The organism is Enterococcus sulfureus ATCC 49903, from assembly GCF_000407605.1.
Taxonomy (GTDB): domain Bacteria; phylum Bacillota; class Bacilli; order Lactobacillales; family Enterococcaceae; genus Enterococcus_G; species Enterococcus_G sulfureus.
In genome coordinates, this window is sequence record NZ_ASWO01000005.1 from 111,326 (window position 1) to 126,558 (window position 15,233).

Annotated in this window: 15 protein-coding genes and 1 tRNA gene; 10 read left to right on the forward strand and 6 right to left on the reverse strand. The window is 38.2% G+C overall.

Translation table 11 applies throughout. The features are described 5' to 3' along the window. The first annotated feature begins 12 nt into the window (after positions 1–12). The 4 genes from I573_RS06545 (at position 13) to uvrC (ending at position 5,248) form a co-directional block, all read left to right on the forward strand. Positions 13–558, forward strand: a complete 546-nt coding sequence (locus tag I573_RS06545; RefSeq protein WP_016185815.1) for a CvpA family protein — start codon at positions 13–15, stop codon at positions 556–558. An 83-nt stretch (positions 559–641) separates the two neighbouring features. Next, the gene (locus I573_RS06550) at positions 642–3,005 is read left to right on the forward strand and encodes an endonuclease MutS2 (protein ID WP_016185814.1); all 2,364 of its coding nucleotides are present in this window, start codon (positions 642–644) and stop codon (positions 3,003–3,005) included. A gap of 74 nt (positions 3,006–3,079) precedes the next feature. Beyond that, positions 3,080–3,394, forward strand: a complete 315-nt coding sequence (trxA, locus tag I573_RS06555; RefSeq protein WP_016185813.1) for a thioredoxin — start codon at positions 3,080–3,082, stop codon at positions 3,392–3,394. A gap of 66 nt (positions 3,395–3,460) precedes the next feature. Next, on the forward strand, positions 3,461–5,248 hold the full coding sequence (gene uvrC, locus I573_RS06560; protein ID WP_016185812.1) for an excinuclease ABC subunit UvrC: 1,788 nt from the start codon (positions 3,461–3,463) through the stop codon (positions 5,246–5,248). A gap of 18 nt (positions 5,249–5,266) precedes the next feature. Here uvrC and I573_RS06565 read toward each other — a convergent pair whose 3' ends face one another. Both I573_RS06565 and gloA read right to left on the reverse strand, forming a co-directional pair. Then, positions 5,267–5,992, reverse strand: coding sequence for a gamma-glutamyl-gamma-aminobutyrate hydrolase family protein (locus I573_RS06565; protein WP_016185811.1), 726 nt, complete (start codon positions 5,990–5,992; stop codon positions 5,267–5,269). A 51-nt stretch (positions 5,993–6,043) separates the two neighbouring features. After that, entirely contained in the window at positions 6,044–6,418 is a 375-nt protein-coding gene (gloA, locus tag I573_RS06570) for a lactoylglutathione lyase (protein WP_016185810.1), read from the reverse strand. Between the two features lie 136 nt (positions 6,419–6,554). Here gloA and I573_RS06575 point away from each other — a divergent pair, with 136 nt between their 5' ends. Further along, a complete protein-coding gene (locus I573_RS06575; protein ID WP_016185809.1) occupies positions 6,555–7,001 on the forward strand; it encodes an NUDIX hydrolase in 447 nt (148 codons plus the stop codon). A 55-nt stretch (positions 7,002–7,056) separates the two neighbouring features. Here the strand turns inward: I573_RS06575 and yidA are convergent, their stop codons facing one another. From yidA to I573_RS06590, 3 genes are read right to left on the reverse strand one after another with little or no spacing between them, the layout of a single operon-like run. Continuing rightward, complete coding sequence (gene yidA / locus I573_RS06580) at positions 7,057–7,869, reverse strand: sugar-phosphatase (protein WP_016185808.1); 813 nt, start codon at positions 7,867–7,869, stop codon at positions 7,057–7,059. 13 nt (positions 7,870–7,882) lie between these two features. Continuing rightward, positions 7,883–9,235: an HD domain-containing protein gene (locus tag I573_RS06585; protein WP_016185807.1), complete on the reverse strand. Its 1,353-nt coding sequence runs from the start codon at positions 9,233–9,235 to the stop codon at positions 7,883–7,885. Continuing rightward, entirely contained in the window at positions 9,232–10,032 is an 801-nt protein-coding gene (locus I573_RS06590) for a lipoate--protein ligase family protein (RefSeq protein WP_016185806.1), read from the reverse strand. The genes I573_RS06585 and I573_RS06590 overlap by 4 nt, the downstream gene beginning before the upstream one ends. A 144-nt stretch (positions 10,033–10,176) precedes the next feature. Between I573_RS06590 and I573_RS06595 the strand changes: the two genes are divergently transcribed. Beyond that, positions 10,177–10,608 (forward strand): YwiB family protein, encoded by a 432-nt coding sequence (locus I573_RS06595; protein WP_016185805.1) that lies wholly within the window; start codon positions 10,177–10,179, stop codon positions 10,606–10,608. Between the two features lie 84 nt (positions 10,609–10,692). Further along, positions 10,693–11,304 (forward strand): DNA-directed RNA polymerase subunit delta, encoded by a 612-nt coding sequence (gene rpoE, locus I573_RS06600; protein WP_016185804.1) that lies wholly within the window; start codon positions 10,693–10,695, stop codon positions 11,302–11,304. Between the two features lie 136 nt (positions 11,305–11,440). Here rpoE and I573_RS06605 read toward each other — a convergent pair. Beyond that, positions 11,441–11,512, reverse strand: a tRNA-Arg gene (locus I573_RS06605). Between the two features lie 51 nt (positions 11,513–11,563). On the opposite strand from I573_RS06605, the gene rpoN reads away from it, so the two are divergent. The 3 genes from rpoN to gap all read left to right on the forward strand — a co-directional run bounded on the left by rpoN (position 11,564) and on the right by gap (position 15,162). Beyond that, entirely contained in the window at positions 11,564–12,874 is a 1,311-nt protein-coding gene (rpoN, locus tag I573_RS06610; RefSeq protein WP_016185803.1) for an RNA polymerase factor sigma-54, read from the forward strand. A gap of 209 nt (positions 12,875–13,083) precedes the next feature. After that, positions 13,084–14,121: a sugar-binding transcriptional regulator gene (locus I573_RS06615; RefSeq protein ID WP_016185802.1), complete on the forward strand. Its 1,038-nt coding sequence runs from the start codon at positions 13,084–13,086 to the stop codon at positions 14,119–14,121. 39 nt (positions 14,122–14,160) lie between these two features. Next, positions 14,161–15,162, forward strand: a complete 1,002-nt coding sequence (gene gap, locus I573_RS06620) for a type I glyceraldehyde-3-phosphate dehydrogenase (protein ID WP_016185801.1) — start codon at positions 14,161–14,163, stop codon at positions 15,160–15,162. Positions 15,163–15,233: the final 71 nt, after the last annotated feature.

Below are 15,233 nucleotides of genomic sequence, written 5' to 3' on the forward strand. Positions count from 1 at the left end.
AAAGGATACCAGATGCTAGGAATACTTTTTTTATTGATCTGTCTATTTGCATTTTACAATGGAGCTAGAAGAGGGGTAGCACTGCAACTTGTGCATCTAGCTGGTTTTGTCATTGCGTTTTTTGTTGCACTGAGCAACTATAAAGCCTTAGGCACACATATTGAATTATATGTTCCGTATATGTCCGTTACGCCAGATTCTTCCTTTGCCTTTTATTCGATGGAGCAAGGATTTGAACTAGGACATGCGTATTATGCAGCAGTTGCCTTTTTTGGTATTTTGTTTTTTGGATGGATACTTACGAAATTTATTGCGATTTTCTTTTTAAAACTACGTGATTATGCCTTTTTGGGTCGATACGATTGGATCATTTCAGGAGTATTAAATACGTTAATGTTGTATGTTTTATTTTTTGGCGTATTGTATATTCTATCGTTCGTTCCTTTATCGTTCATCCAGCACTGGTTCAAAGAAGGCGAATTGGGTTATGGTATTGTTAAACATACTCCGATTTTGTCTAAATGGTTTTATCAGTTACTTATAACCAACATCATATAAACGATAATCAACTGAAAAGGCAGGACGTTTTTAGACGACTGCTTTTTTCTATAATGTCAATTTAAACATAGAAGGTGAAACAGATGAATTCACGTATTTTAAACGTGTTAGAATTTGATCAAGTCAAGCAGCAATTGGCTCCTTACTTGGTCACAGATCAAGGAAAGAAAACCTTGACCAAATTATTTCCATTGACCAATCCGTCAAAAATCACACAACGATTGGCGGAAACAAGTGATGCGCAAAAGATTCAACGATTACGTGGTGGGATCCCAATTCCTAAATTAGAAAATATCGAACCACATTTGAAACGTATTCAAATTGGAGCAGATTTAAATGGGGTAGAGATTGCTCAAATTACACGTGTGTTGAGCACAACAAGTGAAGTAACCCGTTTTTTTGCAGAACTTGCAGAATTAGACATCGAGTTAACACGCGCCTATACATTTAACGAAGAACTTGTGGTATTGCCTGAATTGACAAAACGATTTAAACAAGCAATCGAAGATGATGGTCGTGTAACAGACGACGCATCTGAAGAATTGCGCCAATTACGCCAGCAGATTCGTCGCAATGAAAAAGTGATTCGAGAAACATTCGATGGATTGATCCGCGGCAATAATACAAAATACCTGAGCGATGCGATCGTAACGATTCGTAACGAACGCTATGTGATTCCGGTGAAACAAGAGTATCGTGGAATCTTTGGCGGTGTAGTGCATGATCAAAGTGCATCGGGTCAAACAGTATTTGTCGAACCTAAGCAAATCGTTTCGTTGAATAACAAACTACGTCAGTCACAGTTGGCCGAAAAAAATGAAATTTTACGTATCTTAGCAGAACTATCTGCCGAGCTCGTTCCTTATCAAAAAGAAATCCATCATAATGCGTATATTTTAGGTCAATTTGATTTCATGAATGCTAAAGCACAATATGCAAAACAATTAAACGCAACGATTCCCACGGTCAGTGAAAAAAATGAAGTCGTCTTTTTAAGTGCACGTCATCCTTTGATTGACCAAACACACGTTGTACCAAATGATATTGTGATTGGTAAAGAGTATCAAGCGATCGTCATTACGGGACCCAATACAGGTGGGAAAACAATCACGTTAAAAACGTTAGGTTTGCTACAATTGATGGGACAAGCAGGTCTTGCGATTCCAGTAGCAGAAGAAAGTCAAATGGGGATTTTTAGTCAAATTTTTGCAGATATCGGTGACGAACAATCCATCGAACAAAGTTTGTCTACTTTTTCTTCTCATATGACCAATATCGTATCGATTATTGACCAAGTCGATGATCGTAGTTTAGTGTTATTTGATGAATTAGGTGCAGGAACAGATCCTCAAGAAGGTGCAGCACTAGCCATTTCGATTTTAGATGCTATCGGTGCCAAAAATGCTTATGTTATGGCGACAACACATTATCCTGAATTAAAAGTATATGGATATAATCGTGCCCAAACGATTAATGCCTCAATGGAATTCGATGTAGATACGTTAAGTCCAACCTATCGTTTATTAATCGGGGTACCAGGACGAAGTAATGCGTTTGAGATCTCAAAACGGTTAGGACTTCCGACAGAAATTATTGATCAAGCCCATCAAATCATGGATGGAGAAAGCCAAGACTTAAATGAAATGATTGCCGATCTTGAAGAACGTCGGAAAATGGCCGAAATTGAATACACACAATTACGTGATGAAGTCAAAGAGGCAGATCGTTTACGTAAAGAATTAGCGGATGCAACAGCATATTTTTACGCAGAACGTGATAGCCAAATTGACGAAGCGAAAAAAGAAGCCAATCGAATTGTAAAAGAAGCCAAAGAAGAATCCGATAAGTTGATCCGTCAATTGCGTAAAATGCAACTAGAAGGAAAGCATCAAGTCATCAAAGAACATCAATTGATTGATGCGAAAACGCAAATGAATCAATTGCAACATGATGAAGTCTTGCAAAAAAACAAAGTACTGAAAAAAGCCAAAGCGGCGAAAACCTTAAAAGTCGGCGACGAAGTAAAAGTAACATCTTATGGTCAACGGGGTGAATTGATCAAATCCCTTGGAAATGGTCAATGGCAAGTTCAAATGGGAATCTTAAAAATGACGATTTCTGAAGACGACATCGAAGTGTTACAACAAGAAAAATCACCAAAACAACGCGTCGTGCATACTGTTCAAAGTAATCAACAAGCGCACGTTTCCCCTCAATTAGATTTAAGAGGAAAGCGATATGAAGAAGCGTTGAATGAAGTCGATCAGTATTTGGATGCCGCGATTTTAGCCAATTATCCTCAAGTGACGATCGTCCATGGTAAAGGGACTGGTGCTTTACGACAAGGGATCGTGAATTATTTACAAAATCACCGTAGTGTCAAAAGTTTCGGTTTTGCTCCGAATAATCAAGGCGGAAATGGTGCAACGATCGTCGTTTTCAAATAACAGTAAGCAAGTTAGTATTAGAAAAAAAAAAGCGGTGTTATAATAGCACTATAAACTTAATGGAGGTATGCATAATGGCACACAATATTACAGACGCGACTTTCGCTGAAGAAACAGATAAAGGATTAGTATTAATCGATTTTTGGGCAACTTGGTGTGGACCTTGTCGCATGCAAGCCCCGATTTTAGATCAATTGTCAAATGAATACGATGAAGATGCATTAAAAATCGTAAAAATGGATGTAGACGAAAACCCTGAAACACCGTCATCATTTGGAATTATGAGTATTCCAACATTATTACTTAAAAAAGATGGTGAAGTAGTAGAAAAATTAGTAGGTGTTCATACAAAAGACCAACTAGAAGCAGTCATTGCAGCACACCAATAATGACAAAAAGATACTGATGAATCAATCGGTATCTTTTTTTGTACAAAAAGCGAAAGGAAGAAGTCGATGAACGAAAAAATCAAGCATAAACTCGCCTTGCTTCCCGATCAACCTGGATGTTATTTGATGAAAGATAAAAATGGCACGATTATTTATGTTGGTAAGGCTAAGGTGTTGAAAAATCGTGTGCGTTCTTATTTTACGGGAAGTCATAATACGAAAACGGAGCGTTTGGTGAGCGAGATCGAGGATTTTGAGTATATCATTACGGAATCAGATATTGAAGCATTGGTATTGGAAATCAATTTGATCCAAAAAAATGATCCGAAATACAATATCATGCTAAAAGATGATAAATCGTATCCGTTTATCAAAGTAACCAATGAGCGTTATCCACGATTATTGATTACACGAAAAGTATTAAAAGATAAAGCATCGTATTTTGGTCCCTATCCTGATGTTCGAGCAGCCAATGAGACCAAAAAACTGCTAGATCGTTTGTTTCCCTTACGAAAATGTAAAGTCCTCCCAAAAGAAGTATGCCTGTATTATCATATGGGACAATGTTTAGCTCCGTGTGTATTTGATGTACCTAAGGATACGTATACACAGATGACAGCTGAAATTAGACGTTTTTTAAACGGGGGACATACAGCCATTCAAAAAGAATTGGAACAAAAAATGCAACAAGCAGCTGAAAAAATGGAGTTTGAACAAGCCGGTGAATACCGCGATCAGATTCAAGCGATTGAAACGATCATGACAAAACAAAAAATGACCCAGACGGACTTACTAGATCGAGATGTATTTGGCTATGCGATTGAAAATGGTTGGATGTGTGTACAAGTCTTTTTTGTTCGTCAAGGAAAAGTAATTGAACGTGACGTGTCGATGTTTCCATTTTATAACGAGGCGGAAGAAGATTTCTTAACATTTATTGGTCAATTTTATCAAGAAAATCATCATTTTTTACCGCGAGAAGTTTTAATTCCAGACACGATTGACCAAGTAAGTGTTGAGGCGATCGTTGAGACTCGAATTACACAACCTAAACGTGGGGAAAAGAAAAAATTGGTAGAACTAGCTAATAAAAATGCACGTGTGTCTTTGACTGAAAAATTTGAATTGATCCAGCGTAAAAATGAGCGGACGATTGGAGCCATTGAACGTTTAGGACAAGCCATGAATATCCCAGTACCGATTCGAATTGAAGCATTTGATAATTCGAACATCATGGGGACTGATCCGGTTTCGGCGATGGTGGTATTTATTGATGGAAAACCGATGAAAAAAGAATACCGTAAATATAAAATTAAAACAGTAACAGGACCAGATGACTACGCTTCAATGCGTGAAGTGATTTATCGTCGTTACTCTCGTGTGATCAAAGACCAATTGCCATTTCCTGATTTGATCATTATCGATGGAGGGAAAGGGCAAGTCGACGTTGCGCGGGATGTCTTAGAAAATCAATTGGGAATCGATATTCCGATTGCTGGATTAGCTAAAAATGATCAACATAAAACCAGTGAATTATTATTTGGACCAAACTTAGATACGATCGATTTGGCACGAAATTCTGCTGAGTTCTTTTTGTTACAACGCATTCAAGATGAAGTCCATCGTTTTGCGATTACGTTCCATCGTCAATTGCGTAGCAAAAATAGTTTCGCATCAAAATTAGATGGAATAAACGGATTAGGTCCAAAACGCAAACAAGATTTACTAAAAGAATTTAAATCATTGAAAAAAATTGAGGCAGCCACAATTGAAGAGTTACAAGCAGTAGGCTTACCTAAAGCAGTAGCTGAAAATACGTATCACGCTTTACACAAAACCCCACCACAGACGTAAGTCGTGATGGGGTTTTAATCAGTTGAATCGTTCCACTAAATAGGTGAAAAATTCTTGATCAGTTGGATTGGTTTTAAATCCTTGTTCGGGATGCCATTGAACACCCAAGATGCAAGAAGAATCGATTACGCCTTCAATCGCTTCAACAGCGCCATCTGTCGCGCGTGCAGTAACGGTAAAAGGTGGCGCGATTTGGTCAACTGCTTGATGATGATAAGAATTGACAGCAACCGTTTCTGGTAGAAATTCCGCAAGATAGCTATTGGGTTCAATCGTAATCTCATGTGTTGCTTTGGTAAGTGGAACGGGAGATTGAACATGCGCAAGGGTTAAACTTGGATCTAAAGATAGATCTTGGATCATGGTTCCGCCAAATGCTACATTTAATAGTTGCATCCCACGGCAGACACCCGCGATCGGTTTTTTTTGACGAATTGCTTCTTGGATCAACGCAAGTTCAAACGTATCACGTTGTTTGAAGAGATCTCCCAATTTTTCATGTGGGTCTTGATCGTATAAACTAGGATCCACATCTTGTCCACCAGCAAGAAGCAAGACATCGATTAAGTCGATATAGTCTTTTGCTTGTTCTGGCTGACCTAAAGGCAAAATAATCGGTAGTCCACCAGCTTTAGTCACGCCTTCGACAAATTCTTTTGGGGTATAAGAGAACGTATATTCATTTTGATCTTCTGGATTCACGGCAGTCCGTTCATTTCCAGCGATTCCGATTTTTCGTATCATAGAGACTCCTTAAAAAAAAGCTGATGCCTGAGCATCAACTTTTATGTGTAATTATTTTGCGCGTACGACTTCGATTTTGTAGCCATCAGGATCGACTACAAAGTAATAAGAAGGGGGTGTACCTGGTAGTCCTTTAAGATCAGTTACATTAAAACCGGCTTCTTTATGTGTTTCATGTAGTGCAGCAACATCTTCTGTTGCAATTGCGATATGGCCATAGCCATCGCCTAGATCGTATGCTTCGTGATCATAGTTGTATGTCAATTCTAGTTCGTAGTCGTCACCTGGTAAAGTAAGGTAAACTAAAGTGAATTTCGCATCTGGAAAATCACGACGACGACTTTCTTCAAATCCAAAAGCCTCTGTATAAAATTTTAATGATGCCTCTAAATCTTTTACACGTACACAAGTGTGTGCCATTTTCATAAAAAGATTCCTCCATTCTTTTCGTTGATGAGTCTATAATAACATAACAAATAAAAATCCTGAATTACTTTGTTTAGTTTAGACTTGTGCCAAAAGAAAAAACACGCTAAACTTCTTTTAAAAGGAGCGAATGTGAATGAATAAACAACCAGTGTTTGGGAAAAAAGAAACTAATAAAACGTATAAAGAACGAAAAGGTGCATATGTGGTGATCCACCGTCATGAAGGGCAGGAAGTAATTTTGGTTCAAGCACCAAATGGAGCATATTTTTTACCCGGTGGTGAAATCGAACAAAATGAAACGCATCCGGAAACGATTGCACGTGAAATGTTAGAAGAAGTCGGATTTGAAGTTCAAGTCGGAGAGTATTTAGGAGAAGCGATCGAATATTTCTATTCCAGTCATCGCGATACGTATTACGAGCATCCAGGCTATTTTTATGTCGTGGACCAGTTTGAAAAAGTAGCAGAACCAACGGAAAAAACCAATCAATTATTATGGACCTCACCAGAAGAAGCGATGCTGTTATTAAAACGCGGTAGTCATCGATGGGCTGTCCAGAAATGGATGAAATCTTTATAAAAAATACCACACTTCGTTCAACTTTTTTAAAGTAGTGCGAAGTGTGGTGTTTTCTTTATACTAAAGCATACGTGCGAATGGCGTGCGCGACACCATGTTCATTATTGGTTTTAGTAATGACTGTTGCGTGGTTTTTGACGTTTTCTGTGGCGTTACCCATGGCCACACCAGTTCCAGCATATTGGATCATTTCTAAATCATTTTCATTATCACCAATCGCCATCACTTCATCACTAGTTAAGCTTAAGTGAGTCGCTAGTTGATGGACTGCGGCTCCTTTGTTGACATTCTTGTTTAAAATTTCTAAAAAGAATGGCGTGCTTTTCACTACTGTAAAACGTTCACGCATAAAATCTGGAAGCTCTTGTTCAACACGAGCTAATTTTTCAGGATCATCGATCATCATCATTTTAATAATCGATAGATCCGGCGTCATTTCTTCTGGTGTACGATAGCGAATCGGCATGTTCACTAAGTAGGCTTCATGGACGGTGTAAGGACTGATATCTCGATTTGCCGTATAGATATGTTCTTCTGTTTCAGTATGCAAATGCACGTCTAAACGACGAGCAGTCATTTCGATATCTAAAAAGTCTTCATGTGTCAGTCCGTGAAGTGAGATTTTTTCTTTTGTATGAGCATCTTGAATAATCGATCCATTGTAGCTGATGACGAAATCATCTTGTTTGTCTAAACCTAATTCTTCCACTAATGGCAATACGCCAATAATCGGGCGACCTGTACACAATACGATTTTGATTCCACGTGCTTGTGCTTCGTCTAGTGCAGCTTTGACCTCTGAAGTAACTTGGTGTTGATCGTTTAGTAACGTACCATCGATATCGATAGCGATTAATTTGATTGACATCTTCTCATCCTTTCTAAATGAGTGCACCATTATGAATATGTGCACGAAATTGCATGTATGTGTCATGAAATAAGTCATAGGAACTTGAATGATCTTCATGAATCATTTCACGAGGGAAATAAAATCTATGATCACCTTGAGATTGTCCAGCTAAAGCCGCAACTAAGGCACTAACATGAGACAACTCAATAAGGGTACCATCTTTTTCTTGTAATTCGATTTGTGTCCGTGAGCTTTTTGCATTCGGACGATAAAAATCATAAGGTAAATCAAAACTAGAATTCGTTGCAGTATAATAAGTTGGATTAAATCCGACTTTTTCGACTGCTGATGTTAATGCCTCTAGTAATGCATCATCTTGAGGAGATAAAAAGGTTGCTGATTTTAATGGTTTGCGGTTTAAAAAGCGTCGTGCCAAATCATTAAGGATTGGATCATCACTTTCTAACCAATGAATAAAGTACGTATTTAATACACCGTCATCTAATTTTAAATAGTCTTCCAACTGAAAGTGTTCTTTGAAAAAGGGAACAAGCAGTGGGGCACTACGATCAAAATAATCCGGCTGTTTTGTATACAATTCTTTAGCACGAGCCAATAAATGTGAGAGCCCGACTTCCATCCCACGAGAAGTTGGATGGAAATAGACTTGAACATACATCTGATAACGACTGACGATATAATCTTCGACAGCATGCATCCCACTCATCGAAAAACTAATTCCGTGTTCATATGGACGAATAACTCGCAAGATGCGTCGCAAGTCAAATGTGCCATATTCTACACCAGTATAGTACGCATCACGCAATAAATAATCCATTCGATCCGCATCGATTTGACTAGAAATTAGTTGCACGACTTGAGGATTCGGATATTCTTTAGTGATCACGCTTGCGACTTTTTCAGGAAATCCCGCTTCTACTCGATTTAAAATTTGATAGACTTCTGTTTCAGGAGAAGTCAAAATCGCGACAGTTTGGGCTTCGTGATCGGTTTGAAATAAGTGTTCAAACGTATGGGAATAGGCACCGTGACCAATATCATGTAATAACGCAGCACATAAAGTCACGAGACGCTCTTCATCGTCCCAACCACCAATACCGATTTGTTCAATCGAATAGTTTCGCTCGAAAAGGTCGCAAATGTTGCGGGCAATCTCATATACTCCTAATGAATGTGAAAAACGTGTATGCTCGGCACCATGAAAGGTAAACGATGCTGTACCTAATTGGTGGATTCTTCGTAAACGCTGTACTTCACGAGAATTGATCAAATCCAAGATGACTTGATGTTGAACATGGATATAGCTGTGTACGGGATCGCGAAATACTTTTTCAATTGGAAGTACTTGTTGTTTATAACTCAATCGGCGGCCTCCTTTAAAACCTCATTTCGATCGAGCATATTTTTTGCTCGTTTTTGAAATAGAGGAGTCGTTTTGACGGTTTGAAGTAGTTCTTGTTGCATTTGTGGGTTCTCTACTGCATGAAAGGCAACTTGCAGTCGTTTTTTGACATCACGTACGTCAATCTCTGTGCCTAAAGCCGCTTCAACTGTCGTCATACAAGCAGGATCGATCTCAGGGAATCCGCTATCGGGCAATACTTGTGCGGCATCGTAGAACGATTTCGCGATTTGACCGCGTAGCTGTTGGTCTCCATTTACACTAAGATAGACCATCACTGCGATGTTCTCTTTGATTCGTCGTTGCGCCATCCCAGCGATTTTTTTGCCATTTACGCTTAGGTCGAATGTTCCTGGACAATAAGAGTTTACAATCTCATAAGCTTCAATCGTTAATTCAGGAAAGGCTTGTTGGATAAGCGAAAGGCAAATCGTATACGCATCGTCGATCGTTTGAATCGCTTCAGTTTTTTTGAAAATATACGAAAGATTGAGCACGCCTTCATCTGCAATAACCCCTAAGCCACCAGAATTTCGGATAATAGGAGTCAAATGCTGTGCTTTAATCGTCTGTACACCAGCAGCTAAATCCGGTACTTTCGTATCTTTCATACCTAAAATAAACGTATGGTTCAATTGCCAAAAATGTAAATACGCCTGTTCATCAGGCAATTCATCAAGTAAGCAATCTGTTAAGACGAATGGCAATAATGTCTCTTGAGCAGATAAACTCAGTTGGTCGAGCATAAAAACAGTCATAAAAAAATCCTTTCTATTATTTCTAGCTTCATTATAAACGATTTCGTTTCTTTTTGGCGAAAAGTTCCTTTTAAAATGAAGAATCGTTGACAAATTGGCCAAAAGCATTGAAAATGTGAACAGAAAACACAAGGAGGTCAAAGTGTGGAAAATAAACAAGGGCAGGCAATTGCGATTCATTTAGAAACAATTGTCCAACAAGAAGGCGAAACGCAGAATTTTGTATTTGATCTGGATGGTCAATTAGTAAAAATCGGGGATACGTTATATATTCGCTATAAAGAAGAGACAGCAGAAGGGCAAGTTCCAGTAACGATTAAATTGTTACCTGACGGTAGTTTACAATTGATCCGTGCAAGTGAGATGCGCTTACGCTTAAAATTTGAATACAAAGAAACGATCGAAAGTCATTATAAAACACCATATGGCATGATGTTTTTTAGCACCTACACACACGATATGCATGTGAGTTTAAAAGATCAACCCACGGCTGGCGATATTGCGATTGATTATGATTTATTTTTAGGGGAACAAAAAGCAGGAGAATATCAAATGCGCTTGACGTTTACTGCATAAATTTTAAGAATTTAAAAGAAAAAATTGCTTTTTTGTCTACATTTTTGTATGATTAGGAGTAGACTGTGAAAGGACGTGTCCCGATTGGAAATTAATGTATTTGAAGGCCTGGATAGAAGCGAATTGTCCATGATTGAAGTGGCGCATGCGATTTTAGAACAACGTGGAGATGTGATGGATTTTTCTGATTTAGTCAATCAAATCCAAACCTACCTTGGAAAATCTGATGGTGAAATTCGTGATGCTTTGGCTCAATTTTATACGGATTTAAATATTGATGGAAGTTTTATTTCATTAGGAGATAATCGTTGGGGATTACGCTCTTGGTATGCAATCGACTCAATCGATGAAGAAATTAATCATGGCTTAGATGAAGATGATGAAGATACACCAAGAAAACGTAAACGTAAAAAAGTAAATGCCTTTATTAACGACGATGAAGATGCTATTGACTACAACGATGATGATCCAGAAGATACTGATTTGTCTGAAGATGAAGAAGACGACGATTTATTTGAAGACGAAGAAGATGATGATGAAGAAATCTCAGCATATAACTCAGATTTACAAGAGATTGGTGCAGATAATTCTGACGATGAAGAAGTGGTTCCTGAAAACATCGAAGAAGATCTAACGATTATCGACGATGATGAAGAAGACGAATTCGACGACGAATACGAAGAAGACGCAGAATAAAAAGAAACACTCAGGAAGAAGATCCTGAGTGTTTTTTAGTACAATACGTGAAAAAGAAGTTGAATTCAAGAGCGACGAGTTATGATATAATGCAACAAGACACAAAAAAAGCATACTCTATAGAGTATGCTAAAAGCGCATCCTAAGGGAATCGAACCCCTGTCTCAAGAACCGGAATCTTGTGTGATATCCACTACACTAAGGATGCAAATACTCATTAAGTATACCGGAAATTTTTAAAAAAACAAGGGGGAGTTAAATGAAATTTGAACAACAGTTGTCACAACAACAAAAACAAACCCAAAAGCTTGCACTTACACAACAGCTGCAACAATCTTTACAAGTGCTGCATTATTCAAGTGAAGAATTATTTGACTTTATCAATCAACAGACATTAGACAATCCTTTGATCGAATTAAACGATCGCTATTTCTCAGGACTAAGCCACAGAGGTCATACTGCATCGACTTATGAAGTGAATTTTGGTCAGCTACAAGACAATCGACAATCACTTTTTGATTTTCTAGTAGGACAAGTACATTTAAATTATCGGGATACAGCACTTCGTAATCGTATTTTAAGATTGATCGAGTACATCGATCCTAATGGATGGCTAGTGACACCACTTGATCAAATTGCAAAGGAGCATCAAGAATCGTATTTAGAATGGCTAGATGCCTTAACGCTACTGCAACAATTAGACCCTCCAGGAATAGGTGCGCAAAATTTACAAGAGTGTTTGATGCTGCAAACCGAGCGCGACAGTCAAGCGCCCGAACTGGCCTACTTGATTTTAGAATCGTATTTTATGTTGTTCGTTGAACGAAAATGGGCACAAATTGCTGAGGAGTTAAAGTGTAGTATAAACGAAATTCAACGCGTATTTGATTATGTCCAAACGCTCACACCAAAGCCAGGTGCAGCGTTTGAGCAAGAAGAGGGATTGTTGATCATTCCTGATCTAGAAGTAATGATCGATCATGATAATGTATCGTTAACGAGTTTACGCTCTATGCAGCCGCCATTAAAATTCAACCAAGCATACTATGATGAATTGAACGAAACGAAAAATGAAGAAGTGACGCAATTTTTAAAAAGTAATCGCAAAACCTTTGATTGGCTAAAACAGACATTAGACCAACGAGAGAACACGATTTTAAGAATTGGCGAATTGATCGTCCAACGTCAAATATCTTTCTTTTTAGAAGACCATCATCCGTTGAATCCATTGACGATGCGTGAAGTAGCAGAAGCATTAGAACTACATGAATCGACCGTCAGTCGTGCAGTCAATAAAAAATACATGTCGACCCCATTTGGTACCTATGAACTAAAAAGCTTTTTTACAACACGTGTATTGACGTCATCTGGAGAAGAAATTGCAACGACGCAAGTAAAAGAACATTTAAAACGAATGATTGAACATGAAGAAAAACGCAAGCCTCTATCCGATCAAAAGTTAGCGGATTTGCTCTCTAATATCGGATTTACAATCTCAAGAAGAACAGTGACGAAGTATCGTGAAGCATTAGGACTTCCTACGTCAAAAAATCGTAAACGATTTGAATAAAGTGCACGTATTTTTTGAGTGCGCTTTATTTTTTTAGCCAAAAAGGGGGATTCTAAAAAAGCATAGTTTTCAGTTGCATGAAGCTAAAAATCGTGCTATCATAATTTTTGTAAGGAACAACATCCTTATATCGATATTTTTTTTAGTCTTAATGGGTCGCAATAAGTCTATGTTGGACGCAAATTGTCCAATGGAAGGATCGAGAAAACATGCAAGACGAATTAAAATTGTTAGAGAATATCATTCCTGATATTTTGACCGTACTGCAAGAACGGTATCGTATTCTTCAACAGATTTACTGGATGCAACCTGTAGGTCGACGAAATTTATCTGAAAACCTAGGTTTAACCGAACGCGTATTACGGACAGAAACTGACTTTTTAAAACAAATCGGTTTAGTTGAAAGTTCAAAAAGTGGTATGATGTTGACAAACAAAGGAGACTTGGTTTATCTTGAAATGGGCACCATCATGGATCAATTATTTGAAACGAAGCAAGTTGAATTGCAACTTGCAAAGTATTTAGGTATTGAGAAATGTTTGATTGCTAAAGGAGATTCCAGTCAACAAACTAAGGTAGTCAGTTCATTTGGTGAGATGGTAAATGAAAGTTTAGCCACTCGATTACCAGATGGTAAAAATGTTATCGCCGTAATGGGTGGTACGACAATGGCAGCAGTTGCTGAAGAAATTGGTCAGTTGGAAACTGAAAAACGACATAACATCTTTGTCCCGGCACGAGGTGGAATTGGCGAAACCGTTAGTGTTCAAGCCAACTCTGTAAGTGCAGTGATGGCGATTCGATCGCAAGGTGAGTATCGTTCACTCTTTGTTCCAGAACAGTTAAGTTCTTTTGCATATGAAACCTTGTTGCAAGAACCTTCTATTAAAGAAGTGTTAACTCTGATTAACCAAGCAAATTGCGTGATTCATGGTATTGGCCGTGCGCTTCATATGGCAGCACGTCGAAAAATGTCTGAAAGTGAAATTTTGATGTTAAAGCAACACAATGCAGTGGCAGAATCATTTGGTTATTTCTTTAATGAGAAAGGTGAAATTATTCATAAAATCCCACGCATTGGATTACAGCTAAAAGACATCCAAAATATTCCATACGTATTTGCGATTGCAGGTGGTAAAGATAAAGCAAAGGCCATCCATGCATATATGAAAAATGCACCAAAACAAACGTGGCTCATTACAGATGAAGCCGCGGCAAACGAGATTTTAAAAGGGGTAACCCTTTAAAATAAATTTTTTATGATTTTCATAAGGAGGAAATCTTAAATGACAATTAAAGTAGGTATTAATGGTTTTGGACGTATCGGACGTTTAGCTTTCCGTCGTATCCAAGAAGTTTCAGGAATCGAAGTTGTTGCAATCAACGACTTAACAGATGCTAAAATGTTAGCTCACTTATTAAAATATGATACAACTCAAGGACGTTTCAACGGAACTGTTGAAGTTCACGAAGATTCATTCAACGTTAACGGTAACGAAGTAAAAATCTTAGCTAACCGTAACCCTGAAGAATTACCTTGGGGCGAACTAGGCGTAGACATCGTTTTAGAATGTACTGGTTTCTTTACTTCTAAAGAAAAAGCAGAATTACATTTAAAAGCTGGTGCTAAACGTGTTGTTATCTCAGCTCCTGGTGGAGACGATGTTCCAACAATCGTTTACAACGTTAACCATGAAACATTAACAGGTAAAGAAACAGTTATCTCTGGTGCTTCTTGTACAACTAACTGTTTAGCTCCTATGGCTAAATCATTAAACGATAACTTTGGTGTTGTTGAAGGATTAATGACAACTATCCATGCTTACACAGGTGACCAAATGACTCTTGATGGACCTCATCCTAAAGGTGACTTCCGTCGTGCGCGCGCTGCTGCTGCAAACATCGTTCCTAACTCAACTGGTGCTGCTAAAGCTATCGGCTTAGTAATCCCAGAATTGAACGGAAAATTAGATGGAGCTGCTCAACGTGTACCAGTAGCTACTGGATCATTAACTGAATTAGTTACTGTACTTGACAAAAAAGTTACAGTTGACGAAGTAAATGCTGCTATGGAAAAAGCTGCGACTGAATCTTTTGGTTACACAACTGATGAAATCGTATCTTCTGACATCGTAGGTATTACTTATGGTTCATTATTTGATGCAACTCAAACTCGTGTTATGACTGTTGGCGATCAACAATTAGTGAAAACTGTTGCTTGGTACGATAACGAAATGTCATACACTGCACAATTAGTACGTACTTTAGAATACTTCGCTAATTTATAAGATTCACTTCTTAGTAGATTCTAATTTGCAAGTTATAAGCGGGGAAGCGACGCGCTTCTCCGCTTTTTTTT

Coding starts and splice junctions, on each gene's coding strand:
- I573_RS06545 (WP_016185815.1), top strand. CDS start 13: ATGCTAGGAATACTTTTTTTATTGATCTGTCTATTTGCATTTTACAAT.
- I573_RS06550 (WP_016185814.1), top strand. CDS start 642: ATGAATTCACGTATTTTAAACGTGTTAGAATTTGATCAAGTCAAGCAG.
- trxA (WP_016185813.1), top strand. CDS start 3,080: ATGGCACACAATATTACAGACGCGACTTTCGCTGAAGAAACAGATAAA.
- uvrC (WP_016185812.1), top strand. CDS start 3,461: ATGAACGAAAAAATCAAGCATAAACTCGCCTTGCTTCCCGATCAACCT.
- I573_RS06565 (WP_016185811.1), bottom strand. CDS start 5,992: ATGATACGAAAAATCGGAATCGCTGGAAATGAACGGACTGCCGTGAAT.
- gloA (WP_016185810.1), bottom strand. CDS start 6,418: ATGAAAATGGCACACACTTGTGTACGTGTAAAAGATTTAGAGGCATCA.
- I573_RS06575 (WP_016185809.1), top strand. CDS start 6,555: ATGAATAAACAACCAGTGTTTGGGAAAAAAGAAACTAATAAAACGTAT.
- yidA (WP_016185808.1), bottom strand. CDS start 7,869: ATGTCAATCAAATTAATCGCTATCGATATCGATGGTACGTTACTAAAC.
- I573_RS06590 (WP_016185806.1), bottom strand. CDS start 10,032: ATGACTGTTTTTATGCTCGACCAACTGAGTTTATCTGCTCAAGAGACA.
- rpoN (WP_016185803.1), top strand. CDS start 11,564: ATGAAATTTGAACAACAGTTGTCACAACAACAAAAACAAACCCAAAAG.
- I573_RS06615 (WP_016185802.1), top strand. CDS start 13,084: ATGCAAGACGAATTAAAATTGTTAGAGAATATCATTCCTGATATTTTG.
- gap (WP_016185801.1), top strand. CDS start 14,161: ATGACAATTAAAGTAGGTATTAATGGTTTTGGACGTATCGGACGTTTA.